This window comes from Arthrobacter sp. NPDC058097 (genome assembly GCF_042884885.1).
Lineage (GTDB): Bacteria > Actinomycetota > Actinomycetes > Actinomycetales > Micrococcaceae > Arthrobacter.
In genome coordinates this window covers 18,826-43,499 of the sequence record NZ_JBHVSZ010000006.1, presented here as the reverse complement: position 1 = coordinate 43,499, position 24,674 = coordinate 18,826, and the positions used below count along the sequence as shown (strand labels likewise).

At 63.1% G+C, this 24,674-nt stretch carries 21 protein-coding genes; 12 read left to right on the top strand and 9 right to left on the bottom strand.

Annotated features, from left to right (window positions below; translation table 11 throughout):
- Window positions 1-130: 130 nt before the first annotated feature.
- From ACFVTE_RS11760 to ACFVTE_RS11720, 9 genes are all read left to right on the top strand, one after another.
- The gene (locus tag ACFVTE_RS11760; protein WP_387100592.1) at window positions 131-1,069 is read left to right on the top strand and encodes an alpha/beta hydrolase; all 939 of its coding nucleotides are present in this window, start codon (window positions 131-133) and stop codon (window positions 1,067-1,069) included.
- A 58-nt stretch (window positions 1,070-1,127) separates the two neighbouring features.
- Window positions 1,128-2,042: an alpha/beta hydrolase gene (locus ACFVTE_RS11755; RefSeq protein ID WP_387100591.1), complete on the top strand. Its 915-nt coding sequence runs from the start codon at window positions 1,128-1,130 to the stop codon at window positions 2,040-2,042.
- Window positions 2,043-2,121: 79 nt separating this feature from the next.
- Window positions 2,122-2,937 carry an SDR family NAD(P)-dependent oxidoreductase gene (locus tag ACFVTE_RS11750; protein WP_387100590.1) on the top strand — a complete coding sequence of 272 codons (816 nt, stop codon included), beginning with the start codon at window positions 2,122-2,124 and terminating at the stop codon, window positions 2,935-2,937.
- 59 nt (window positions 2,938-2,996) lie between these two features.
- Entirely contained in the window at window positions 2,997-3,377 is a 381-nt protein-coding gene (locus tag ACFVTE_RS11745; RefSeq protein ID WP_387100589.1) for a DUF2255 family protein, read from the top strand.
- Between the two features lie 797 nt (window positions 3,378-4,174).
- Window positions 4,175-5,383, top strand: a complete 1,209-nt coding sequence (locus ACFVTE_RS11740; RefSeq protein ID WP_387100587.1) for an ABC transporter substrate-binding protein — start codon at window positions 4,175-4,177, stop codon at window positions 5,381-5,383.
- A 27-nt stretch (window positions 5,384-5,410) separates the two neighbouring features.
- Window positions 5,411-8,233 carry an ATP-binding cassette domain-containing protein gene (locus ACFVTE_RS11735; RefSeq protein WP_387100586.1) on the top strand — a complete coding sequence of 941 codons (2,823 nt, stop codon included), beginning with the start codon at window positions 5,411-5,413 and terminating at the stop codon, window positions 8,231-8,233.
- Window positions 8,233-9,015 carry an ABC transporter ATP-binding protein gene (locus ACFVTE_RS11730; RefSeq protein ID WP_387100585.1) on the top strand — a complete coding sequence of 261 codons (783 nt, stop codon included), beginning with the start codon at window positions 8,233-8,235 and terminating at the stop codon, window positions 9,013-9,015. The genes ACFVTE_RS11735 and ACFVTE_RS11730 overlap by 1 nt, the downstream gene beginning before the upstream one ends.
- Before the next feature lie 122 nt (window positions 9,016-9,137).
- Complete coding sequence (locus tag ACFVTE_RS11725; RefSeq protein ID WP_387100583.1) at window positions 9,138-10,745, top strand: class I adenylate-forming enzyme family protein; 1,608 nt, start codon at window positions 9,138-9,140, stop codon at window positions 10,743-10,745.
- Complete coding sequence (locus ACFVTE_RS11720) at window positions 10,742-11,866, top strand: zinc-binding dehydrogenase (RefSeq protein ID WP_387100582.1); 1,125 nt, start codon at window positions 10,742-10,744, stop codon at window positions 11,864-11,866. Before ACFVTE_RS11725 ends, ACFVTE_RS11720 begins: the two co-directional genes overlap by 4 nt.
- Before the next feature lie 176 nt (window positions 11,867-12,042).
- On the opposite strand, the gene ACFVTE_RS11715 is transcribed toward ACFVTE_RS11720, so the two are convergent.
- The gene (locus tag ACFVTE_RS11715) at window positions 12,043-13,215 is read right to left on the bottom strand and encodes a low temperature requirement protein A (protein WP_387100963.1); all 1,173 of its coding nucleotides are present in this window, start codon (window positions 13,213-13,215) and stop codon (window positions 12,043-12,045) included.
- Window positions 13,216-13,315: 100 nt separating this feature from the next.
- On the bottom strand, window positions 13,316-14,206 hold the full coding sequence (locus tag ACFVTE_RS11710; RefSeq protein WP_387100580.1) for a helix-turn-helix domain-containing protein: 891 nt from the start codon (window positions 14,204-14,206) through the stop codon (window positions 13,316-13,318).
- Between the two features lie 160 nt (window positions 14,207-14,366).
- Here ACFVTE_RS11710 and ACFVTE_RS11705 point away from each other — a divergent pair, with 160 nt between their 5' ends.
- Both ACFVTE_RS11705 and ACFVTE_RS11700 read left to right on the top strand, forming a co-directional pair.
- Window positions 14,367-15,284, top strand: coding sequence for an alpha/beta hydrolase family protein (locus ACFVTE_RS11705; protein ID WP_387100578.1), 918 nt, complete (start codon window positions 14,367-14,369; stop codon window positions 15,282-15,284).
- A gap of 157 nt (window positions 15,285-15,441) precedes the next feature.
- A complete protein-coding gene (locus ACFVTE_RS11700; protein WP_387100577.1) occupies window positions 15,442-16,260 on the top strand; it encodes an SDR family oxidoreductase in 819 nt (272 codons plus the stop codon).
- 199 nt (window positions 16,261-16,459) lie between these two features.
- On the opposite strand, the gene ACFVTE_RS11695 is transcribed toward ACFVTE_RS11700, so the two are convergent.
- From ACFVTE_RS11695 to panD, 3 genes are all read right to left on the bottom strand, one after another.
- Window positions 16,460-17,524, bottom strand: a complete 1,065-nt coding sequence (locus ACFVTE_RS11695; RefSeq protein ID WP_387100574.1) for an MBL fold metallo-hydrolase — start codon at window positions 17,522-17,524, stop codon at window positions 16,460-16,462.
- A gap of 148 nt (window positions 17,525-17,672) precedes the next feature.
- Window positions 17,673-18,572 carry a 3-methyl-2-oxobutanoate hydroxymethyltransferase gene (panB, locus tag ACFVTE_RS11690; RefSeq protein WP_387100573.1) on the bottom strand — a complete coding sequence of 300 codons (900 nt, stop codon included), beginning with the start codon at window positions 18,570-18,572 and terminating at the stop codon, window positions 17,673-17,675.
- A 3-nt stretch (window positions 18,573-18,575) separates the two neighbouring features.
- Window positions 18,576-19,004 carry an aspartate 1-decarboxylase gene (gene panD / locus ACFVTE_RS11685; RefSeq protein ID WP_387100962.1) on the bottom strand — a complete coding sequence of 143 codons (429 nt, stop codon included), beginning with the start codon at window positions 19,002-19,004 and terminating at the stop codon, window positions 18,576-18,578.
- A 372-nt stretch (window positions 19,005-19,376) separates the two neighbouring features.
- Between panD and ACFVTE_RS11680 the strand changes: the two genes are divergently transcribed.
- A complete protein-coding gene (locus ACFVTE_RS11680) occupies window positions 19,377-20,051 on the top strand; it encodes a GntR family transcriptional regulator (RefSeq protein WP_387100960.1) in 675 nt (224 codons plus the stop codon).
- Between the two features lie 100 nt (window positions 20,052-20,151).
- Here the strand turns inward: ACFVTE_RS11680 and fabG are convergent, their stop codons facing one another.
- The 4 genes from fabG to ACFVTE_RS11660 are packed head-to-tail and all read right to left on the bottom strand — an operon-like array spanning window position 20,152 to window position 24,384.
- A complete protein-coding gene (gene fabG, locus ACFVTE_RS11675; protein ID WP_387100572.1) occupies window positions 20,152-20,895 on the bottom strand; it encodes a 3-oxoacyl-ACP reductase FabG in 744 nt (247 codons plus the stop codon).
- 48 nt (window positions 20,896-20,943) lie between these two features.
- Window positions 20,944-22,155, bottom strand: coding sequence for a CoA transferase (locus ACFVTE_RS11670; protein ID WP_387100571.1), 1,212 nt, complete (start codon window positions 22,153-22,155; stop codon window positions 20,944-20,946).
- A gap of 2 nt (window positions 22,156-22,157) precedes the next feature.
- Window positions 22,158-23,354 (bottom strand): acetyl-CoA C-acetyltransferase, encoded by a 1,197-nt coding sequence (locus ACFVTE_RS11665; protein ID WP_387100570.1) that lies wholly within the window; start codon window positions 23,352-23,354, stop codon window positions 22,158-22,160.
- Window positions 23,355-23,394: 40 nt separating this feature from the next.
- Window positions 23,395-24,384 carry a MaoC family dehydratase N-terminal domain-containing protein gene (locus ACFVTE_RS11660; RefSeq protein ID WP_387100569.1) on the bottom strand — a complete coding sequence of 330 codons (990 nt, stop codon included), beginning with the start codon at window positions 24,382-24,384 and terminating at the stop codon, window positions 23,395-23,397.
- Between the last annotated feature and the right edge of the window lie 290 nt (window positions 24,385-24,674).

Genomic DNA, 24,674 nt, shown 5'->3' with positions numbered 1-24,674 from the left:
TCGAACGCCTGCACGAGGGGGGTTCTGACAGCACCTTCCTCGCTTGAGAACGAGCGATAAAGATGGATGTCGAGCGGCACTTAGCCGACCTCGTGGACGACACCCCCATCACGTGACAAGGAGCCCATTCATGGTCGATCGAACTGAATCCATTCGCTTCCGATCCCCGGGCATGGCCTGGGACCTGGCAGGCAACCTCTACCTCCCGGAGGAGTTCGACCCCCAGAACACTTACCCGGCGCTGGTCAGTGTCCATCCGATTGGCAGTTGCAAGGAGCAGACCTCCGGCAACGTGTATGCCAAAGCGCTGGCGAAAGCGGGGTACGCGGTGCTGGCCTTCGATGCCAGCTTCCAGGGCGCGAGCGGCGGCCTGCCGCGGCTCGTCGAGGATCCCGCGCAGCGTGTCGAGGACATCCGGGTCGCGGTCGACCATCTCGTGACCCTGCCGTACGTCGATGCCGACCGCATCGGCGGGATCGGCATCTGCGGCGGAGGCGGATACGTCATCAACGCAGCCATGACCGAGCGCCGCCTCAAGGCCGTCACCAGCGTCACCGGCGTGAACTTTGGCCGCCTCAGCCGGGAGTCGTTCACCGAATACGACCCGATCGCGGCGATGGAGAAGGTGGCGGCGCAGCGCACGGCGGAAGCACGCGGCGAGGACGTCCGCGTTAATGACTACCTCCCGCCGTCGGTGGAGGCGGGCCGTGCCGCCGGCCTGACGGACATCGACGTGCTTGAAGCCACCGACTACTACAAGACCAGCCGCGGCCAGTCCACCGGTGGCGCGACGAGCGCCGCGTTCTCCCGCTCCGCCGCCGCGAACGGCTGGGACGCCTTCTTGGGCGCGGAGCAGCTGCTCACGCAGCCTTTGCTCGTCGTCATCGGCGACAAGCCCGGCGGTTTCGGTGCATACCGCGACGGCCAGGAGATCTACGGTCGGGCGGCGTCGCGGGACAAGCGGCTCATCGTCCTTCCTGGGACATCCCACTACGAGCTCTACGACCAGCCCGAGCCCACCGGAGCGGCCATCGAAGCGGCCGTTGAGTTCTTTGGCACCCACCTCTGATCTCAGACTTTCCCTCCTATCTATTCCACCTCTCAACACTCACCTATCAAGGAGAATCATGAGCGAGAACATCGATATCAAGACCCGCAACGGCTACGGCACCACGCTGTCCGCCGTGATCAACTTCCCGCCGGAGTTCGACGCGTCGAAGGCGTACCCGGTGATCGTTGTCTCCCACCCGGGCGGCGGCGTGAAGGAGCAGACCGCCGGCCTGTACGCGGGCAAGCTCGCCGAGGCCGGCTTCGTCACCGTCGCCTACGACGCCTCGTTCCAGGGCGCGAGCACCGGCGAGCCGCGTCAGCTGGAGAATCCGCACATCCGCACAGAAGACGTTAGCGCGGTCGTGGACTACCTAACCACCCTGGACTACGTCGACAACGAGCGCATCGGCGCGATGGGCATCTGCGCCGGTGCGGGCTACACAGCTAACGCTGCGATTAACGACCCCCGCATCAAGGCCGTCGGCACCGTGAGCATGGTCAACATAGGCCAGATGTTCCGCAACGGCTGGATGAACGACGTCAAGGACGCCGACGCCGCTCCGGTCCTGAAGATGGGCGCGGACGCGCGCACGACCGACGCCGCGGGCAAGGACAACCCCTTCCCGCTGGCACCGATGAGGGAAGAGGACGCCCCCAACGAAGAGCTCCGACAGGCGTGGGAGTACTACCACACCCCGCGCTGCGAGCACCCGAACGCTCCGGGCTTCATGACCGCGCGCAGCCTGTCGCAGATTATCGCCTACGACGCGTTCTTCAAGGCCGAGGCGTTCTTCACCCAGCCGCTGCTGGCGATCGCCGGCAGCGAGGCGGGGTCGAAGTGGATGAGCGATGACCTGGTCGCGCGTGCCGCGAGCACGGATAAGACGCTCTACGTCGTCGAGGGCGCGAACCACATGGAGCTCTACGACGGTGAGAAGGAAGTCGCCGAGGCGGTCTCCCAGCTGGCCCCGTTCTTCACCGACAAGCTCTGACAGATACCCCCAGTGGGCGGCGAGACACGTACCCCGTGTCTCGCCGCCTGTACCCCTGAAGAGAGAACAATCCCCGCGCATGACACGTACTGCATTGATCACCGGAGCCCGCTCCGGATTCGGCGCTGCCCTGGCCTTGGCTTTCGCTGAGGCTGGGTGGAACGTCGTGGCCACTATGCGCACTCCCGACCGTGCCCAGGCCGCTCTCCGCGACCACGAGCGGATCCTGATCGCGCCGCTCGACGTAACCGACCAGGCCTCCATCGCTGAGGCTGTGAGCAGCGCCGAGCGGCGCTTCGGCTCGGTTGACGTCCTCGTCAACGCCGCCGGATTCGTCGTAGAGGGCACGGTCGAGGAGATCGCCCTCGAGGCACTGCGCGAGCAGTTGGAAACGAACGTGGTCGGAACCGCCGCCGTCATCCAGGGAGTGCTGCCAGGGATGCGTTCACGCGGAAGCGGCCACATCATGACCTTCTCCTCGGGCGCGGGCCTTATCGGTGTCCCGCGGCTGGACGCCTACGCCGCTTCGAAGTTCGCCGTCGAGGGACTCAGCGAATCACTGGCTCGGTCGATCGCCCACCTGGGCATCAAGATCACCATCGTCGAGCCCGGAGTTTTCGAAACAGAGCTCGCGTCCTCTGTGATCCCGGCTGCTGTGCCGATTGAGGCCTACGACCCGGCAGCTGCACAGCTGCCCGGACTGTACGACTGGACACCCGGCAACCTGGGCGCGGCCGCACGCGCCATCGAGTCAGTGGCGGGTCGGCCCGACGCGCCGCTGCGACTCTACGTGGGACACGGCCTGGACGACGTCCGTCGTCACTACGAGGACCGCTTGAACGACTGGGAGCACACCGCGGAGATCACGGCGACGACGACGAGCAGCTCCAGCTGAACCAACAGAACACGGCGGCGGAGCGGGCCGTGAGCACAAATTCGAGAAAGGCTGACCAAATGAGCACGTGGACCAAAGACGACCTGGATCGCATCAACGCGCAGACCTATTTCACCGTCGGGGTGACTCTGCCGGATGGCACGACGCCGAAGACCGTGGACATCTGGTCGGTGCCGGTGGGAGATCAGATCTTCATCCGCTCCTACAACGGAACCGCCGGGAAATGGTATGGACCCGCATTGGAGACCCTCCGGGGACGCATCTCCGCCGGCGGCGTCGAGAAGGCCGTGCGCTTCGTGCCCGTGCCTGAGGACGACGAGGAGGCGAACCAGGCCGTCGACGCGTCCTACCGGGAGAAATACGCGGACAGCGAGTACTCGGTGATGATGTCCACTGAGCCCGTGCGCCGCAACACCCTTGAGGTCGTCCCTGAGGATTAGCCGACCGTCCTGGAGAGCGCTTTCCCGGAGCTGCTACGGCGTAGGGGACCTCCTCCCTCAAGGTGAAGGGCCTCGGGTCCGCCAGGCACGAGGCCCTTTCGAAAAGCCTGCCCTGCTGTTGCTGCCCCTCGCCCTCACCATACTCTCTACGAACGTCCACTGGTTCGGCCACATAGCCGCCACCTACAAGGGCTGGGGAACCCCCGGAGACTTCTGCTTCAGGTGCTGCGGTGCTGTTCTGGGTCCCCGTCGACCGGTCTGTCGGCGACCTAAACCAGGGCCTGCCGTGAACACCAATTGAGGGCTCGATGACCTGCAGCGTGGTGTTCGCGGTGGTGTGGGCAGAGGACCGAGGGGCAGTCACCACCAGCAATGAGGCCGACGCCATTGCCAGCTGAACGCTGCCCAGCCGCGGCCGTCGGCTTGTAGGTGACGCTGGTGATCGGCCAGGCTGATGTCATAGTGACCGCAAGACCAGTCCGCCGCGGCCAACTACAACTGCCAGGGCTGCATGACCAATACTCTGGCGAGCCGGCCGATCCTCACGCTGAGGATTCCGTGGACAGCGCCAGCAACCAACATCTCACCGCGCTACGACACGTCTTAAATGGTCGAGCCGCGCTCAGAGACCTGCCGCAATTGGCGACTGCAGGCAAATCCACTCGCGCTATACCGCCGTCGTGAGCGGTGCCGCTTTTGCAGATCATCGGGCCTATTGCATGCATAATATATTTTCTATACTATGGCGAGACGTTTCCGACACGCCTTCTCGAGGCGCGCGACCAGGGAGAACTGCAATGAAGCAGATAGCAGCAAAGCTCGCACTAACATCCGTCACCCTACTGGCGGCGGCGTCGCTCGGTGCGTGCAGCGGATCGGCGGCCAGCGGCGGCAACAAGAACACGCAAAGCAGCACATTGGTTAAGGTTGGTGTCTCGGTGCCGCTTTCCGGTCCGACGGCGACCGCCGGCACCGCGACCGCCTGCGGTGCCGACGCCTATTTCAACCTGATCAATGCCAAGGGCGGAGTGAACGGCTACACGTTTGAGACCAATGCCCAGGACAACAAGTACGATGCAGCGCAGGCGGCACAGATCGCGCAGGGCTTCTCCGCTGACGGGTCGTTCGCTGTAATCGTCCAAGGCACGGCGATGTTTACCGCATCCACCCCGGTGTTGCAGCCGAAGAAGTTACCAGTGTTCGGTGGACCCGACGGCGCTATCGTTACACCGGGCCAGGACGGCATTTACGGGTACAACCCGATCTACGCGGATGAGGGCGCATCGGCCGCGGATTTCGTCACGAAGACGTTGAAGCTGAATAGCGCCGCTGTGGCTTACTTAGCTCCGCCAGCGGCAAAGGGCGCCAAGGCGTTTGCCGAGAAGTTCAAGGAGTCCGGCGGTACTGTGCCACTGGTCGAGGGTGTGCCGACGAGTGTGGGCGACTTCGCCCCATTGGCCCAAAAGTTGAAGGACACCGGTGCTGAAGCCGTCTACACGATGCTCGTCGACACCCAGCTGTCGGGTTTGCAGAAGGCGGCTGCGGCCATCGGTTACAAGCCGGCGTGGGTCACCTGGGCGATCGCCTACGGCCCGAGCTACGTGCAGCTCGCAGGCGCGCTCGCCGAAGGCACGTATACCTCCCGCTGGGGCATGCCGGCCTCAGAGACTAACGATCCGGCCGTCAAGGACTATGTCGATGCGTTGACTTCGATGCCGAAGTGCGCGGCGCTCGTAGGCGATAACGCCGCTGACACCGGCTACGCATCCGCCGCGGCGATCGTCTACGGCGTGAAGCAGGCCACTGAGGGCGGTGCCAAGCTTGACGTGGACAAGTTCAACGCCGCGCTTTCCAACGTCAGGGACATGCAGCTGGGCATCACGCCTGGACAGTCGTTCGACTCCGCCTCGCACGCCTCAGTGCGGGAGAACTCCTTCTGGCAGGTCAAGGACGGCCAGCTCGTCAAGGTGCAGGACTACCAGCCGCTTACCCATGCAGCCGGCTGAGCGACACGACGATCGGATGAGGTTGCCATGTTGAGCGTTTTGATCAGCGGCCTGGTCACAGGGCTGCTGTACGGTCTGGCGGGGCTCGGCCTGGTCGCGGTCTACCGGGCGTCGAAGGTGATGAACTTCGCCCTCGGCGGAATGGGAGCGTTCGTCGCTTACCTGGCCAAGGATCTGCTCGGAGCGGGGATCCCGTATTGGCTGGTGCTGCCTTTCTGCGTGGTCGCGGCTGCGGTCCTCGGCGGACTGCTCGAGCTGCTCATCGCCCGGCCGATGAGCAGGCAGTCGCATCTGTCAATCGGCCTGGCCACGCTTGGCGCGCTGCTGCTGCTGGAGGGCGCCATCGACTGGCGTTGGACGACGAACACCGCCGTGCTGCCGCAATTCATTGACCCGGCCACGGTTCTGCGGATCGGTGGCCTCACGATCGCATGGAACAGCATCTTCATCGTGTTGGTCGCAATCGCGGCCTCGGTGCTGCTCGTGCTCGTCGTCGACCGGACCTCGTTCGGTCTCAAGATGCGTGCGATCAGCGCGGGCCCGCAGACGTCGGCGCTGCTCGGTGTGAACGTGCGCCGGGTAAGGATGTCGTCGTGGATGCTAGGCGGCGCCTACGGGTGTCTCGCGGCGCTGCTCGTGATCCCGTTGACGTATCTCTCGCCGTCGAGCTTCACCACCTTTTTGCTGACCGCGTTCGCGGCGGTCGTGCTCGGCGGACTGACCAACATCATCGGCGTTGTCATCGGCGCAGTGCTGTTCGGCATAGCATTCAACCTGATGTCGGTGTACGTCGACGGCTCGCTCCTGTCGACGTACACGTTCATCGGCGTTACTCTGGTGCTCGTGTTCCGACCGAACGGATTGTTCGGTCGATCCGAAAAGGAGATCAGCGAACCGAGGTTGTCCCGGCCGCAGCGGCCTGGCCGTAGTGCAGGTGCGGCGGCCTCGCGCAACCGGGTTGCGGCGGCCTCCGCCGCACTGACCGGACCGGGATCGCTCGCCGCCCGCATACCAGCCGTGAAGTACACGGGGTGGGCAACGCTAATGCTGGTGCTGGTCGCCGTGCCGTTCATCCTTGACGAGCTGAACATGAACACGGCCGGAACCATCCTCGCCACCTTCATCGGAGTGCTCGGACTGAATGTGATCGCCGGCTTCAGCGGTCAGGCATCGCTGGCGAACGGAGCATTCCTCGCGATCGGCGCCTTCACGACCGCGTACCTCGTAAACCACGGCGTTGATCTGTTCCTCGCCCTGATTTCGGCCGCCGCCATCGGTGCGATCATCGGCTTCCTGCTCGGGCTTCCCGCAACGCGCCTGTCGGGCATCTATCTGCTGCTTTACACGCTCATGTTTGCATTCGCGGTGCCGGAGCTGATAGCGCTGATGCCTGCAATCACCGGCGGCGCCGACGGTTCGCGCCTGAACCCGCCGGGCTTCGGCGTCGTAGACGCCATACCGCAGTTCTACCTTGCACTGGGCGGTGCCGCACTCGCGGCGGTCGTAGTGATGATCGCCGCCGCGACCAAACTCGGACGCACTTGGCGCGCCGTGCGGGACAGCCCTGCGGGCGCGCAGGCGCTCGGCTACCGTGCGGCGCGGGTGCGCCTGGGCTCATTCGCATTCGGATCCGCGCTGGTCGCCTTCGGCGGCGGCGTGTCCGGGGTACTGATCGGTCAAATCAGCCCCGAGAACTACGGCGTTTTCGTCGCGATCTACGCGCTCCTGGCCGTCGTGCTCGGCGGGTCAGGCTCCGTATTCGGCAGCCTGCTAGGCGCGGCGTTCATCGTGATCGTGCCGAGCGCCTCCGCCAGAAGCGGTGTCATCCCGGGCGAGCTGGTGATGGGTCTCGCGCTCGTGCTGGTGCTGATTTTCGCGCCAGGCGGCCTTGCGCCGTTGCTGTTCCGGCTGTGGGCCTGGCTCGTCGGCATCATCACGCGGCGAGCCGGGACCGGCATCCTGGACGCGCCAGTGCTGGCCGGATCGCTGCGTGCCGATGAGACCGTCGGTCCGGACGAGGCCATTGCCGAACCGGCCCGGTCCAAGCGAACTGCGGTCGCCTCCTCCGTCGTCGGGCATGTAACCGAAGCAACGCCCCGGGACATGTACGACAAGGACGTGCCCCCTGCGCTGCTTGCGCTGGAGGACATCCGTGCGGGCTACGAGGCGGGCCTCGTGCTCAGCGACTTCTCGCTCGAGGTCCGCGCCGGCGAAGTGGTCACCCTTCTCGGGGCCAATGGTGCCGGAAAATCGACCGTGCTCCGGGCGGTCTCCGGGCTGGTCCCGGTGCTCGACGGTCGAATCCTCTGGCAGGGGCAGCAGATCGGTTCCGGCAAGCTGTCGCGTGTCGAGCGCATTGCGCACACCGGCCTCGGCCACGTGCCGGAGGGCCGTGCGACCTTCCCCGACCTGACCGTCCGGGAGAACCTGCGCATGGGATACTTTGCCCGCGGTGGAGGATCCAGCCAGCCCGACGACGAGTGGGAGCGCGTGCTGGAGATGTTCCCGATCCTGCGCGAGCGGTTCGCGCAACGTGCGGGATCGCTGTCTGGCGGCCAGCAGCAGATGCTTGCCATCGCCCGCGCGCTGATCGGCAAGCCGAAGTTGCTGATGCTCGACGAGCCGTCGCTGGGGCTCGCCCCGGTGGTGAGCGAGCAGGTGTTCGACAAACTGCGAGAAATCGCCGCCGGCGGAGTGTCCGTCCTGCTCGTTGAGCAGAATGCCTTCGCCGCGCTTGAGCTCGCCGATCGCGGCTATGTCATCCAGCGCGGCCGCGTCGCGATCTCCGGCACCGCCGAGGAATTGCGCGCCGATCCCCGATTGTCCAAGAGCTACCTGGCGGTGCACTGATGCGCGAATTGTTGAGAATTACAGATGTCTCCCGTCACTTCGGCGGTGTGAAGGCCGTCGACGACGTGAGCCTGTCGATAGACGAGGGTGAGCGCGTCGCGCTTATTGGACCGAATGGCGCGGGCAAGAGCACTCTGGTGAACTGCCTGTCGGGCGTCACGAAGGTGTCGGCGGGGCGGATCGCCTTCCTCGGAGAGCACATCAACGCACTATCGGCCCCGCGCCGGGCCGGGATGGGAATCTCCCGCACGTTCCAGAACCTGGAGATGTTCGGGAGCATGACCGCGCTGGAGAACGTACTTACGGCCGTCGACGCCGGCACGCGCTTCGGTAGCTCGCTCTGGCCGCCGACAGCCCGTGAGCGGCGTGCTGTCGCGATGGAAAGCCTTGAGACCCTCGGAATCGACGTGTACGCGCACGCTCCGACCAGTGAACTGCCCTACGGTGTGCGCAAGCTCATCGAGCTGGCCAGGGCCTTCGTCACCCGTCCGAAGCTGCTGCTGCTCGACGAGCCCGTCGCGGGTCTGGCCGATACGGAGCAGTTCCTGGACACGCTGCACGCGGGCCTGGATCAGCTTGGGTGCGGGGTGCTGCTCATCGAGCACGACATGGTCACTGTGCAGCGCCTCGCGGGCCACGTCTATGTGCTCGACAGCGGTCGACTGATCGCCGAGGGAACCTACAACGACGTCGTCAACGATAAGCAGGTGATCGAGGCCTACCTCGGCACTGGGTCCACCTTCGGCACGGGATCCGTCCAGATCGCCGGTCGGGCGGACTGAACCCGGACGCCGTGCAGCGCGCAACTGCCCGCGGAAAGTGCGATCGCGTGTCGAGTGCGGAGGATTGCGGGAATCAGGGGCGTCAATGCAGACGCCGAAGTCGAGCAAGAGGAAATTAACGGATGGATGCGAGTATCTCGTGGATCACGGACGCCGTCGTCGGACGCTGCCCAAGTGTGTCGCCGGACACCCCGGCGATCGCCGTCGGCTCGGGGGACCCGATTACCTATGGTGAACTCAGGCAGCGGGAGCTGTCTTTCGCGCGGGCGCTGCTGGCCCGTGGCGTACGCAAGGGCGACCGGGTCGCGATCCTGCTGCGCAACAGCGCGGACTACATCGCCTGGCTTCTCGCGATCGGGCGGATCGGTGCGATCTGCGTTCGGATGAACTGGCGGCTCACCGGCGTCGAGCTCGTGTTCCAGGCCCAGGACTCGCGCCCCGTCGTGTTCGTGTTTGATCCAGAGTCCGTCGAGGCTGTCGGCTTGGTGCACGCAGAGGCGGGCGTCATGCACTTCGTGATCAACGGGGGGTTTGCGCCGGAGTGGGCGACGACCGTGCAGGACTTCGTCACCACCCGATCCGAGGAACCGTTCCCGAACGTGAACGCCGAGGATCCCCTGACGCTGATGTACACGTCCGGGACAACCGGAAAGCCCAAGGGCACCCTGCTCACGCATGGGAACACCCTATGGATCGGGGCTATCCAAATCATGAGCTGGAAGCTGGATAGGGCCACCGTTGCGCTCAACATGGGCCCCCTTTTCCACGCTGGCGGATTCGAGGTGCTCATTCTCCCCACCCTGATCGCGCACGGCCTCGTCGTCACCTATCCGTCCGGCGGATTCGCGCTCGAGGGCCTGCTGCAGGCGGCCCGGCGCCATCAGGCGACCGCCATGCTTGCTTACTCCTTCCTGCTGTACGAGTTCGCGACCCTGGACGGCGTCGAGGAGAAGGTGCCCGCCTCATTGCGCCGGATCGTGACAGGCGGGGACACCATCATGCCGTGGGCTTACGACGTGTTCGAGGAAAAGCTGCCAAAGGTCAATCTCACCCAGTCCTACAGCCTGACCGAGGGCGGTGCGGTTGCGGTGCACCTGGACCACTCGATCGCCCGGGGACACGAATCGAGCGTCGGCATCCCGCAGCCGATGACCCAGGTGCAGGTGCTCGACGAGAACGGTGCAGAGTGCGAACCCGGCGAGGCCGGCGAGATCTGTCTGCGTTCCCCTGGCGTGAGCGTCGGCTACTGGGAGCGACCGGAGGCGACGGCGGAGACCTTCGTCGACGGCTGGTGCCGCACCGGAGATCTCGGTCGCATGGACGCGGGTGGGTTCCTGACTCTCGCCGGCCGTGCCAAGGACATGATCCGCAGCGGGGGAGAGAACGTTTACCCGGCCGAGATCGAGAAGCTGCTGACCGAGCTCCCGGACGTGCACGATGCGGCGGTCATCGGCGTGCCGCACGAGAAGTACGTCGAGGTCGGCTGCGCGGTCGTTGTCCTCGAGCAGGATTCCCAGACTGATGTCGAAGACCTCTTTGCGTTCCTGGACAGCAAGTTGGCGCGCTACAAGATTCCTAAGCACATCGTGTTCGTCGAGGAACTGCCGCGCAACGCGGGCGGGAAGGTACTAAAGGCGCAGCTCCGCAAGGAGTATTCGCACCTCGGCAACGAATCCCCGATTACCGGAACCATTAACCCCAACACCCGGACCACCACTCAAGGAGCATGATGATGAGCACCGGATTGAACACTGGACGCGCGGCCCTCTTTTTCGGCCCCGGCAAGCCGTTCCGCCTCGAGGAGCTTCCCGTCCCAGATCCCGAGCCAGGTGCGGTGGTGATGCGGGTCACCCGCGCGAACATCTGCGGCTCGGATCTGCACATCTGGCGCGGCGATGGATCCTTCGCCGCCGGAGGGCGCGACGACGGCAGGATCATCGGCCACGAGATGACCGGTGTGGTGCATGCCCTCGGCGAGGACGTCACCACGGACTGGGCGGGCGCGCCGCTCGCACCCGGGGACCGGATCGTCTGCCAGTACTTCCGGGCGTGCGGGCGCTGCCGTCCGTGCCTCCGCGGCCGGCAGGAGGCGTGCATCAACGCGACGGCGTCCTTTGCGGGGCGCCCGACCGACTTCCCGCACTTTCGCGGGGCGTTCGCCGAGTACTTCTATGTGCGCCCGAACATGGCCGTGTTCCGGGTGCCCGACGCGGTCAACGACGCCACGGCAGCCGGAGTGAACTGCGCGCTTTCGCAGATGATGATGGCGTTCGAACGGGCCGACATCCGCCTTGGCGACCGGGTCGTGATCCAGGGAGCGGGCGGGTTGGGACTCTACGCCACCGCGCTCGCCCGGGAATCCGGAGCGTCCCAGGTCGTCGTGGTCGACGGGGTCGCCGAGCGGCTGGAGCTCGCCCGGCAGATGGGCGCCGATGAGGTCGTCGACTTCACCGAGTTCGAGTCCCCGGCCGCGTCCGCCAAGCACGTACGCGCACTCACCGCGGGCGGCGGCGACCAGGTGTTCGAGCTGGTCGGGCGCCCCGGCGTGATCGAGCACGGGTTGCAGATGGTCTCGCCCGGCGGCCGTTACATCGAGATGGGCACGGTATACACCGGCACCACCTCGGCAATCGACGCTGGCCAGCTCGTGATGCGCAACATCACCCTTCAGGCCGTGTCGTTCTACGACGCCCGCAGCATGGCCAAGGCGCTGGACTTCCTCGCCAGGCATGCAGGATCGCTGCCGATCGTCGGCGGCAGCGCCCCCTACCGGCTCGAGGACATCGACCGCGCGTTCGAAGAGGCGCAGCAGGGCCGGGTCGCCCGGGCCAGTCTGGTGATGGAGGGGTGAAATCCACTTGTCTCCTCAGCAGATGTTTACAAGCCGCGGCCAGTGTTCAGTGCGTGCCGATACGAGGTGGAATGACAGCCCTCTGCCGATACGGGGCAGGGGCCCGGTAGCTTTGCCCTTGCTGTTGATGACGTGGTGCTTGTGGTCAGGGAAGAACCTTCACACCGAAAGACCAGTCATTTGGAAGATGATCGGGTTTCTGGCGGCGCGGCAGTGCTGTTGTTCGCTCTGGGAACGGCATCTCGCAGGACCAGGAAGATGACGACCACAACCAGGACGGCGGCCGTCAGGGTAAAGGGGAGGGGGATGAACGGGTCGAACAGTATGAGTATGGCGCTGAGGGGGATGACAGTGTTCACGATGGGGTCGGCGTTGTCGGCGATGGCGATCCACCATATTCCTAGTACAAAGATCGCGATCGGAACAGTGACAGTGAAATTCGCGGCAAGTTCGCTGAGTTTGCTCTGGCCGGTAAGAACATCGATCTGAACCTCGATCCCGGAGGACAGGGCGCCGGCCGCCGCGAAGACGAAGTAGTGCACGTAACCGTAACGCAGCGAGGTCCCGAAGGAATTGATTGCTTCGTGGTGTGGTGGCCAAAAGTAGATCCACCATAACGCTGCCGTGACGGCGAGGGTCAGGACAGCGATGGAGATAAGAGACCCGAGAGCAGTGTTGTTGTGCAGGGCCTCGATGATGGCGTTAGTCGAGGCGAGAAGGCTCTCACCGAGGAGGATAAGGGTGAACAGGCCGTAACGCTCGGTGATGTGATGCGGGTGCCAGGGTGTTGTTCCGCCGCGACGCTCGGCGATGATCGGGATTGCGAGTTCTGCGCCGATGAGCACGATCAACGCGGCACTGGCGAGAGGACCCGAAAGAGTGAGTTGGAGCAGCCAGAGAACCTGGACAATGGCAATGCCGGCGGCATATAGCTGCGTGGCGCGGCGACTCGGTCCCGCAGAGCGCGAGGCACGCAGCCACTGGCCAACCATTGCAACTCGCATTACGACGTAGCTGAGAATCAGCACGGCGTAGTCATGCTCGGCGAAGGCGGGCCCGATTCCGGCAGCGAGTAGAAGAACCCCGGCCATCTGGACGAAGGTGAGTAACCGGTAAAGCCAATCGTCGGTGGCGAACGACGTTGCGAACCAAGTGAAGTTCATCCAGGCCCACCAAATGCCAAAGAAGACGACGCCGTACGCGATCAGACCCTCGACGATGTGCGCGTCGGTAAGTGCGTGGTGGAGTTCGAGGCCGGCAATGCTGACAGCGACGACGAAGACCAGATCGAAGAAGAGTTCCAGCGGAGAAGCGCCTCTGCCCGGCTCGTTGGGATCACGCGGCTGCATTGGCACCAGACGAAATCGCGATCTTGGAGCGGTTGGGGACATTGTCACTGTTTCCCTTCAAGGAAGTTTGCTCGAGCGCCGTTGACCGCGGGCTAGGTCCTTACCTGTCGCCGGATGCAGCATTCGATGCGCCCCCATCGGTTCTAGGACCGGATCTCGTGGTCTCGGCCAGAGTCCGCAACCGTCTGTGCGTGGGTGAGCCCGGTTCAGCGCTCCAGAACACGAGTTGCTGGTCGGGGTCGTCGGCGTGGGTGAGGGTGGCCCAGTCGAGAGCGAGGTCTCCGACGATCGGATGGTGAAAATGCTTTACGCCACGGCTTCTTACCGCCACTTGGTAGTCGCCCCACCAGCGGCGGAAGTCGCCATCAAACACGGACAAATCACCGACGAGTTCGGCCAGGCCCGGGTCCCTGGGATCACGTGCCACCTCCATGTGCAGTTGACCAACACAAAGTCGCGCTGCCTGCTCCCAGTCGGCGTACAGATCGCGCATCGCCGGGTCGGTGAAAGTCAGCCGGACGTAGTTGCGGTGCCGTTGGGGGATGGTAGAAAAGTCTGTGATGAGCGCGGCGGCAAGTGGATTCCAGGCGAGTATGTCCATTCTTCGACCCAGGATGATGGCGGGTACGTCTGTGAGATCGTCCAGTAGTCGCTGCATTTGACTGGGAACTTTTTGCGCCCTGCGCTGGTGGGAACCGGCCGGGTTCTTGGCAGAGAGCTCGAACAGGTAATCACGGCTGGCATCGTCGAGGTGTAACACTTTCGCGATGGTATTCAAGGTGGACCAAGGAGCGCTTCGGCGACCCTGTTCGATTCGCGTGTAGTAATCGGGGCTGATGGAAGCCAACGCCGCGACCTCTTCGCGCCGCAGGCCTGCGACCCGGCGGCGTGGGTCGGGCCCTGTGAGCAGCCCGATCAGTTCCGGTTGAAGCGCTGTGCGGCGGGCTTTCAGGAATTCGCCGGGTTCGTTACGTCGCTCATTACTGCTCACCGTTGCAATGGTTTCAGGACGGTGGTCCTAGGACAAGGGGACAGGTTTGTCCCAGGACAATTTCGTCCCATTCCTTTGATCGTGACCACGTGGCACCGTGGAAAATGGCATTAACGACCCGCGTGGGGACCTTCCTGCCCGCACGAGAGGAATATGACTCATGGCTAGCAACGACAAAGCCCAGGCAGCCTTCGATAACTTTGTTCAGTTGTGGACGACCGGTACTACACCGGGGCGCCGGGCACCCGTGCTGCGTCGTCCAGACGAGGTAGGTCTGGAGTATGAGGACGTCACCTTCCCTTCTATGGACGGTGTCCCGCTGGAGGGCTGGTTCATTCCGGCCGATTCGGACAAACTGATTATTCACAACCACTTCTTGCCAGGCAACCGCTACGGATACCCGGGTCACCTGCCTGAGTTCGGTGGGCTGGGCGGATTCGAGGTCAGTTTCCTGCCCGAGTACAAGGCACTTCACGATGCTGGCTACAACGTCCTCGCTTACGACATCCGCAATCACGGCCTGAGCGGACAGGGCAACGGGGGAGTCGCGGGAATTGGACTGCTTGAATACCGCGACGTGATTGGTTCCCTGAGGTATGCCACCTCCCGGCCGGACACGAAGAAGATGAAGAAGGTGTTGCTGTCCGTATGCCTGGGAGCAGACTCGACCGCCGTAGCATGGTCCAAGCACCCGGACGAATTCTCCGAGATCCAGGCTATGGTCATGCTCCAGCCGGTCTCCGGCAAGTACATCGTCGAAGAATTCGTCAAGGCCATTGGCATGCCTGACGGGTACGAGAAGTTCGACAAAGCTGTGCACGAGCGAACAGGTTTCCATCTGGCCGAGCAGTCCCCCCTGGAGCACGTCAAAGCTGTCACAGTTCCCACGCTCGTTGCCCAGGTCCATGACGACACCATGACACGCCCCGAAGATGTCCAATCAATCTTCGATGCTCTCCCCGTCAAGGAGAAGGAGTTGCACTGGATCCAAGGCACAGAGCGGCGGTTCGACGGATACAACTTCTTCGGCCTCCATCCCGAAATTCCGATTAACTGGTTCGATAAGCACCTCAAATAGGCCGGTCCACCAGAACGGCAGCAAACCAGCGACTGTGCAAACTCCAATGAGAAGTTGAGCGGGGTTCAGCCCGGATGGCTCGGGACAGGAACCGAGACGAGGCTAGTTTGAAAACCCGCCGACGATACGCGGAGGCCGGGAGGAAAGCGAAGACGGAATGAGTGAAACAGGAGACAACCCTGCCAGAGATGCCGGATCCTTGGGCCGCCGGCGAGTCTTGGTTGTGGGAGGGACTGGCCGCACTGGCCGGCTCGTCCTCCGGTCGGCGCTAGCCCACGGCCTGGTGCCGGTCGCTTTGGCACGGGATGAGGATCGTGCCCGCAGCATCTTGGTCGGTGACCTCAGGCAGATCCAGATCACAGTCGGCGACATCACCCAACCCGGCAGCCTCGGTGACGCCGTTTCTGACGTCGACTCGGTGATCTTTGTGCACGGATCCGACGGCGAACCTAGCCCTGGCTCGTTCCAGCGAATTGACTATGGCGGAGTAGTGAACGTCATGCGTGCCTTCGGGGAGCGCCGCCCCCGTGTTGTGCTCATGACGACGTTCTTTGTCACTCACCGGGACCACTACTTCAATGACGGTGGGCACGCGCTGGACTGGAAGCGCCGAAGCGAAAGATTCATTCGGTTCAGCCGGGCTCCCTACACAGTAGTCCGGCCCGGATGGCTGGACAACGGTCCCGCCGGCAGTCATATCAGTCTTCAACAAGGTGATAACCGAGAGGCAGGCATCACCAGAGAAAACGTCGCCGCGGTCCTGGTTGAAGCTCTTCTCAGCGAGGACGCAGTAGGGAAAACGTTCGAGGCTTTCTCGGGACCGGGCGCCGCCCCCAACGACTGGCCCGCAACATTCGCGAGCCTGCAGTCAGACCTGCCCGGTGCCATAGACGCCTTCGGCGACACCCCCAACCTCCCGATAGTTGACGAACCATCCGGTGTCCGCGACGATCTGGAGCCCCTAAAAACCGACTAGCTGCCGAACAGCGTGCGGGGTGCTCGTCGTCGTCCAAATGTCCTGCCGGCATCCCCACGATGAATTCCCGAACAGGAGAGACGCTGAGGCCCAATTCGGTTAAGTCGCATGCTCGCTGACCTGCCCACGCACCGCTTATCGGACAGTCCCCCAGGGCGCAGGCGGGTGCAAGGTTTCCAGCTTAGGAATGGCCGCGTCTTCAGGATGCGCTGTTTACATGGGCGGCCGGGCTTGGAAGAGTCACAGGGATGTCGATGCTGTGGCCCCGGGAGCGCAGGTACATGACGTGGCTTGCTGTTTCAGAAACCGCCAGGCGCAGTGAGAAGGCCTGAAGGGAGTCCCAGCCGCGGGACCACGTCAGGTGTCGTGCAATGTCCCAGATGGTTTGGGGCCGGTGCCTGTTCATCACGCTTAGTACCTCGGCGGAGCGTTCACGGTTGTGTTCGACTAACTGTGCGGCTCTGCGCTGCATGCCGCGGAATCGGTACTCGTGAGCAGGACAGACTTCCATGACGTCCTCGAAGGCGACCCTGTCCAGGGACTCATAGTAGTCCTCAAGCGGGTTGGGGGGCCCTGGCAGCTCGAGGGCTATGTGTGGCGAGATGCGGGGCAGGACATGGTCTCCGCTGAATATCAGACCGTGAGGCGCGTCGACCAGACAGATATGCCCGGGTGAATGGCCGGGAGTCGTGATCACGCTCAGATCCAGCCCTTTGGCTGGTACCAGTTCGCCGTCTTGCAGCCGCAGATCCGGGTCAGCGAGATTCTGCAAATGGGCAAGGGTCGGTTTGTCCATGGCCACTTCGGCCAGCCGGTCCGCCGGAACGCCCCACAGCGTCAACTCCTCGCGGTCCCTAAGAACGACTAGGTCCTCGTCCTCGCAGGCGCTTAGCCGGCGCACTTCGCGGTCGCCCAAGGCCACCCAAGCGCCGGATTTCACACGCAGGCGTGCAGCCATGCCCAGATGGTCCGAGTGATAGTGAGTGGCCACGATACCGGTCAGATCCCTGAGGCCGATGCCGGCCTGCCGCAGGCCGCGGATCAGATGATCGAGACCCGCCTCACTGTCCCAACCTGGATCGATCAGGACGGCGTCGCCGTCTCCCAAGAGCAAATAACTCAGGGTATAGCGCATGGGATTGTTGGGGAAAGGAACGGGGATAGACCACACGTCGTTGTTGAGCTGCTCCACAGGTGGCAGCAGCTTGTTCTGCCAGGCTTCCTTTTGCATGTGACCTGTGAGCGTGATTGGTGGCAGGCTCATGAGTTCCTTTCAAGACCAACAAAGACAATGGGTGGCGCACTCACCCCAGCCACAGATCGGTTGGATCCGCTCCGTCATGGGTTCGGCTAGGCAGTGGCCGGGCTATCGGTGGCGAATGGAAGCCGGCTTGGCCGGTTCGCCATGCCGGTCAGAACGAGTGCTCGGGACCGGGGAACTGGCCGGAACGGACCTCATCCCCGTAGGTCTGGGCTGCGTCGGACAGTATGGTCCGAAGGTTGGCGTATTGTTTGACGAATTTGGCCATTCTTCCGCCGCGGAGTCCGGTCATGTCCTGCCAAACCAGAACTTGGCCTGTGGTGGCTCGGCCGGCACCGATGCCGATGGTGGGTACACTGACGGCCGAATCGACGGCTTCTGCGACTGCGGCCGGCACCATTTCCATGAGGACACCGAAAGCTCCAGCTTCCGACAAGGCAATGGCGTCTTCGATCAGTCCTTGAGCGCCGTCTCCCCGGCCCTGGACGCGGTAGCCGCCAAGGGCATGTTCGCTCTGGGGAGTGAATCCGATGTGGGCGAGAACTGGGATACCGGCCTGCACCATTGCTCTGACGGTTTCAGCGTAGAAGCTGCCGCCTTCAATCTTGACCGCATGGGCCAGCCCCTCCTTCAAAAAACGGACCCCGCTTGCGACCGCCTGGTGAGTGGATACCTCGTAACTGCCGAACGGCAGGTCGGCGACAACGAGGGCACGTTTGGCCGAGCGGGCAACTGCCCGGCACAGTGGTAGAAGCTCATCTACGGTGACAGGCAGGCTGGTCTCGTTCCCAAAGACGTTGTTTGACGCTGAGTCCCCGACCAGGAGCACTTCGATGCCCGCCTGGTCAAAGATTTCGGCGGTGTACTGTTCGTAAGCCGTGAGCATGGCAAAACGTCGACCGCTGTCCTTGGCCTGCTGCAGGTGATGAATCCGTATCCTTCCCGCTGGCTGCCGGTCTGCCGAGATCGCGGAATCATTGGCTGCGGGGCCGGTTCCGTACGGAGCCGGAAACTCGGCCCCGCCTGGGTTCGGGGTGTTGGTTTCGGCCATGACTTAGTTCACCTCGCTGTTATTCAATGCCAAGGGCGGGCGCATCAAATCAGGCACCATGCTTTCGGCGGGGTCGGTGCCGAGCTGTAGTATCCGGTTGTGCTCATCCACATGGACGACCCTGGGCTTGTACGCCCTTGCCTCCTCAGTTGTCATGTCGGCGTAGGTGATAAGGATTACAGTGTCGTTTTCTTGCACAAGGTGTGCAGCTGGTCCATTGATTCCGATCACACCGGAACCTCGCTCGCCGGCAATGGTGTAGGTCTCTAAGCGGGCGCCGTTGGTGACGTCGACTATGGATACGAGTTCCCCAGCCAGGATGTCGGCAGCATCCAGAAGGTCCAGGTCCACGGTAACCGAACCAACGTAGTGCAGGTCGGCGTGTGTGACAGTTGCTCGATGGATCTTGGACTTGAACATTTTGCGGATCATAGGGTGCATGGCGTCACTGCTCTTTTGGCGTGCTGTCAGGCCGGTAAAGGCATTTGCGGGTATAGGGGGAGGCGGAGAGGCGTTCTCTTGTGGAGTGTGGCCTCTCTTGTAGGGACGTCCGAGCGGTTGGTTTGGGGGTCCAACTGCCTCGTTGCCGCGCATGAGACGATTCTCCGCGGAGCCTACCGGATAGCCTACAATGACTATAAAATATATGTCTAGCCTGGATGGCATGCCGGAAGGCTCTCGCCTCGGGGATTAGCGCTGGGTCCAATCCAAAACGAATAGAATATAGACCATGCAGAAGAGCGGAGTGACGAATTGACGGCCACAACTCAAAGGCGCGACCCGGGCTTGGAGACTCGTTTGGCGGTGGCGAGCTCAACTTCGAGTAGGCGCCGTCAGCTCAGCGATGAGGTTGCCTCCTACCTGAGGCAGGCGATTATGGCTGGTGAGCTAGCCCCAGGCGCCTCAGTGCGGCCGGAAGCCGTGGGTGAAGAACTGGAAGTTTCTGCAACGCCTGTTCGTGAAGCGCTGCAAGCCCTGCGCGTAGAAGGCTTCCTTGAACTCCTTCCCCGAAAAGGCTTCAGGGTGGTTCCTCTTGTTGCCGACGACATCCGGGACATCTTCGAAGCCCATGCCCTCATCGCCGGCGAGCTCTCCGCCCGGGCGGCCAAACGAGCCAGCAAAGGTCAGAAGGACTCCCTGCTGGCTTTGCATCGTGACCTGATGGATGCGGCAGAGCACGGCAACCATGAAATGCTCGAACGCAAGAATCACGAATTCCATAAGTTCGTATACCGGGTGTCGAGTTCTGAAAGGCTGCGGTGGGCCCTCGGGAACTTCGCGAAGTATGTTCCCCGCGCTTTCTACGCCCAGATCGAGGGATGGCCTGAAACCACGGCGGCCGATCATTCCGCGGTCATGGATGCGATCATAGCTAACGATCCTGAAGCAGCGCGTTTAGCGATGGCACAACACATCCGGAACTCCGGCGAGAAGCTCGCTGAGTATTTCGAAGGACGTCAATCAGGTGCCGGTCAATAGCTGACCAACAGAAGTGTCCGGTCCCGGAGCGGATCCCAGCTCCGGGACCGGACAGCTTCCGCTCAGGCTAGATTACGCCGACGGTCCTTCGCGTCGGACTCTACATGTGCCTGCCACCGGTCACCTCAAGAACGGCGCCCGACATGTAGCTCGACATGTCGCTTGCAAGGAACAGTACCGCCTGGGCAACTTCGGCTGGCTCACCCACGCGGCCGAGTGCGATCTCCTTCAGGCGTGCTTCCATAATGTCAGACCGCATGGTCTCGGTCATGGGTGTGCGGATCAGGCCCGGCTGCACGGCGTTGACGCGAACGCCGGCGAATCCGACCTCCTTGGCTGCAGCCTTGGTGAGGCCGATGATTCCTGCTTTGGCCGCACTGTAGTTGGTCTGCCCCAACAGCCCTACCTTGCCGGAAATCGAGGAAATATTCACTATCGAGCCCCCGTTTTCCTGATCCCGCATGACGTTGGCTGCTGCGCGGGTTCCGAGCCAACTGCCGCGCAGGTGCACGGCGATAACCAGGTCGAACATTTCCTCGGTCATCTTGCGCATGGTGGCATCTCGGGTGATGCCCGCGTTATTCACGAATACGTCCAGGGAAGCGAAAGCGTTGGTGGCGGCCTTCACCAGGGCGTCAACGTCCCCGCCGTCGGCCACGTTGCAGCCTACGCCGATTGCACGATCGCCGATTCCGAGTTTGGCCGCCGCTTCGGTCGCAGCCGTGGCGTTGATGTCGGCAATCACAATATTCGCTCCCTCCGCTGCGAAGGCTTGTGCAATTGCGTAGCCAATGCCCTGCGCTGAGCCCGTGATGACCGCTGTGCGTCCCGTAAGCAATGCCATTTGTTCTCCTAAGTGAAGCTCTGTGCTGATCTGTCGGTGGGAAAGCGTTCAGGACGAGAGAACCCCGCGGGAGCGAAGCCTGTCGATGTCGCCCGCGGACTTTCCCAGAACTGAGGCAAGTACGTCGTCGGTGTTTTCGCCCAGATGGGGAGCAGGCCTGGCATTGGAGAGCACCGTATCCTGGAAGGCAAGCGGGCTGCGCGGTGCCAGCACCCGCCCGACTCCGGGTTGATCGATCTCGGTGAAGAGCGGGTTGTCGGTCGTGCAGCGGGCATCTTCATTGACCAGTTGCTCGAACGTGCGGAATACTCCTTGCAGTACACCCGCATCGGCGAGGAGCTTCGTGGCTTCCTCGGCGGTCCGGCGCGCGAACCACGGTCGAAGCACTGCATCGATGGCGTCCCGCGCCTCAAACCGTCCACCTTCCGTGGTGAGGTCGACGTCGAGCATTGGACCGATCATGGCGAGTTTTTCGCTCAACCCCGTGGCGTCCCCGAGCGACCGCCATTGTCGGTTCGAGATCGCGACAACCATCACCTCACGTCCGTCCTCCGTCGCAAAGCTCTGACCGTAGGCGCCGTAGAGGGCGTTGCCGAGCGGGCCGCGCGACTTGCCGTTGGTTTGGATCTCGGCGATGTACCCGAGGTTGCCGACCGTCGCGAGCATCACGTCGGAGAGTGCGATCTTGATTTCCTGCCCCTGTCCTGAGCATCGGCGCTCCAGCTCGGCAGCGAGTACGCCGGTCGCGATGTACAGGCCGGCTGCCACGTCCCAGGCGGGAAGCGCATGATTGACTGGCGTCCCATCGGAACCCGTAACTGCCGGGAAGCCGCTGGAGGCGTTGACCGTGTAGTCGACGGCGGGAGAGCCGTCGTGGTTGCCGGTGAGGCGCAGCATGACAAGATCGGGCCGACGCCGGGAGAGGTTTTCGTAGCTCAACCATCCGCGGGCGGGCAAATTGGTGATCAACGTGCCGGCAGAGGCAATGATTTCGCTGGCGATGGCCTGCCCCTCTTCGCTCTTGAGGTCGAGCGTAATGGACTTCTTGTCCTTGTTGAGGCTGGCCCAGTAGATGCTGTTGCCTTCCTGGGTGACCGGCCACCGGCTGTGGTCAATGTTGCCTCCGATGGGGTCGATGCGGATGACCTCGGCGCCTAGTTGGGCGAGGGTCATTCCCCCTAGCGGGGCGGCGACGAAGGCGGAAATTTCGACCACAGTGAGGCCGGTGAGGGGTGCCGGGCGGGTGGCTCGTTCTGCCACGACTACACCACCTCGAATAATGCAGCCATGCCCTGGCCGCCGCCGATGCACATGGTCTCGAGGCCGCGTCCGCCACCACGGCGATGCAGTTCGTGCAGCATCGTGGTCATGATCCGGAGTCCAGTCGCCCCGACCGGGTGGCCCAGGGAGATACCGGAGCCGTTGACGTTGAGTTTTGCGCGGTCATCCCAGTCCCAGCCTTTTAGTACACCAAGTGCCTGGGCGGCGAACGCCTCGTTGAGCTCGACCAGATCAACGTCGTCAAAACTGCGTCCTGTCCGCTTGAATAGCTTCTCTACGGCGGGTACGGGTCCCAGGCCCATTTCGGCTGGCTCGCAGCCAGCCGCGGTCCAACCTTCCAGGAATGCAATTGGTTCGACGCCGAATTCATCGAGCTTGTCTTCTGAGACGATGAGGCAAGCGGCGGCAGCATCATTCTGCTGGCTCGCGTTGCCAGCCGTCGTCACGCCGCCCTTCATGAGAGGACGGAGTCTGGCGAGGGTCTCCATCGTGGTCTCGCCGCGGATTCCTTCGTCGCGGGCAAAGGCGATCGGATCTGCCTTGCGCTGGGGCACGAGGACTGGAACGACCTCGTCGTCGAATGCATTACGGTCCCACGCAGCCTGAGCTTTCTGATGGCTGGCCACGGCGAAAGCGTCTGCCTCTTCGCGGGTGATGCCGTAGCGTTTTGCGACGTTTTCTGCGGTCTCGATCATCCCCGATATATAGCCGAAACGCTCGAGGGGTTGTGATCGTTCACGGCCGCGCTCAAGGCGGTCGTACATGGTCACGTTGCCGGATCGCGAACCCCACCGGAGATCGGTGGTGTAGTACTCGATGTTGCTCATGCTTTCTACGCCACCGGCAATGACAACGTCTGCGGCGCCGGTTTGGACCATCATCGCGGCGGTGGCGACGGCTTGCAGGCCGCCACCGCATCGACGGTCAAGCTGCATTCCTGCGGAGTGGATGGGTAGGCCTGCCTCGAGCCCTATCCAGCGGCCAACGCAAGGGGTCTCGCTGTTTGAATAGGACTGCGCGAAGACGACGTCCTCGATTCGTTCCGGGTCGATCCCGCTGCGGTCTACGACAGCCTTGACGACTGCTGCGCCGAGAGTCTCAACGGCGACGGGCCTAAGGGACTTGCCATACGCGCCGACGGCGGTGCGTACCGGTGCAATGATTGCGGCTCTGCTCACGCGCGGTTCTCGCTTTCTGTGGTTGTGTGTGAGTGAAAAGTCAGCGGTATTCGAGGCGGGCGGTGACCGCCTGGGCGCCGCCGGGCGCGAACACGGCTAGCTCCGCAGCGCCGTTACCATCTGCGCGGCCGCAGATGTGAATCTGTTCGCCAACAAACACCGGCGAGCGGGCGGAAAACTCGAATGAGGTGATTTCGGCCCCGGGGTGTTCCAAGAGGAACCTGTCAACCAGCAAAGAAGCCGAGAGCGGTCCGTGGACTACCAGCCCGGGGTAGCCTTCGACTCCTGTTGCGTAGGGAAGGTCGTAATGAATACGGTGCGCGTTGAAGGTAAGTGCGGAGTACATAAAGAGGTTGACTTCGTCAGGAGTGAAGGCGTGGCTCCATTCCCAGCCCGCTGGAGCCTCTGTTGCTTCGCGCGGTGGGCGCTGGGAAGAAGCTGCAGAGAGATCGAGCGGTACGGCTTCGCGGTACACGAGAGTCTGATGTTCTGTAAGGGCGTGCACAGTTGACGCGCGGAGGTCATGGCGGAGAACGACGAAGCAGAGTTTCCCACTGGAACCGCTCTTCGGCGTGATCGACTCGATCGTGGTTGTGCGCGTGAGCGGTTGGCCCACCGTGATAGGGGAGTGGAAGGAGATCTTGCTGCCCGCCCACATGCGGCGTGGAAGCGGAAGAGGTGGCAGGAACCCTCCAAGCCGGGGATGTCCATCTTTGCCTAGCTCGCTGTGTGCTGCCGTTGGCGTGAAATGGAGCCAGTGACCGAGTGGGAAGAGCTTGGCCTGGCCGGCTTCGACGGGCGGGGCGGGCCGGTCCAGGAGCGCTGCCAGCGCAAGCGCGGTGGAACGGGAAGCGACGTCGGCGTGGGTTTCGCTTAGCGAAACCCACGCGCTGAAGTCTTCGTTCTTGATGGCGTATGATATATCGCTCACATGGTCCTCTCCTGGCAGTGCCTCGTAGAAGCAGAGGCTCCCGTCGATGTTCCTGCTTTTGCCAAAGCCATTGGATTGAATCTGTTCGAGGTGATCCACCCTTGCCCTGCACCTTTGGTCAGAAGGTGCTCACAATATCGACCCGGTCGGGGGATATCAGGGGAGTAGTTCTCCGCTACATATATAATATAAAGCCCGGGCGCCGTTACGACAACCCGGCAGACAGCGCGATGGCTTCCAGCAAAGTCTGCCGAAGGCGACAGAAAAACGGCGGCCAGGCAGTTGTTCGCAAACTGGCTGTTTCAGCTTCGCTCAGAGGATGGTGGCCGGCAAGGACGCGCCTGTAGCGTTGCAGCACGGCGCAACGGGGCGCCATTCTCCCGATTACT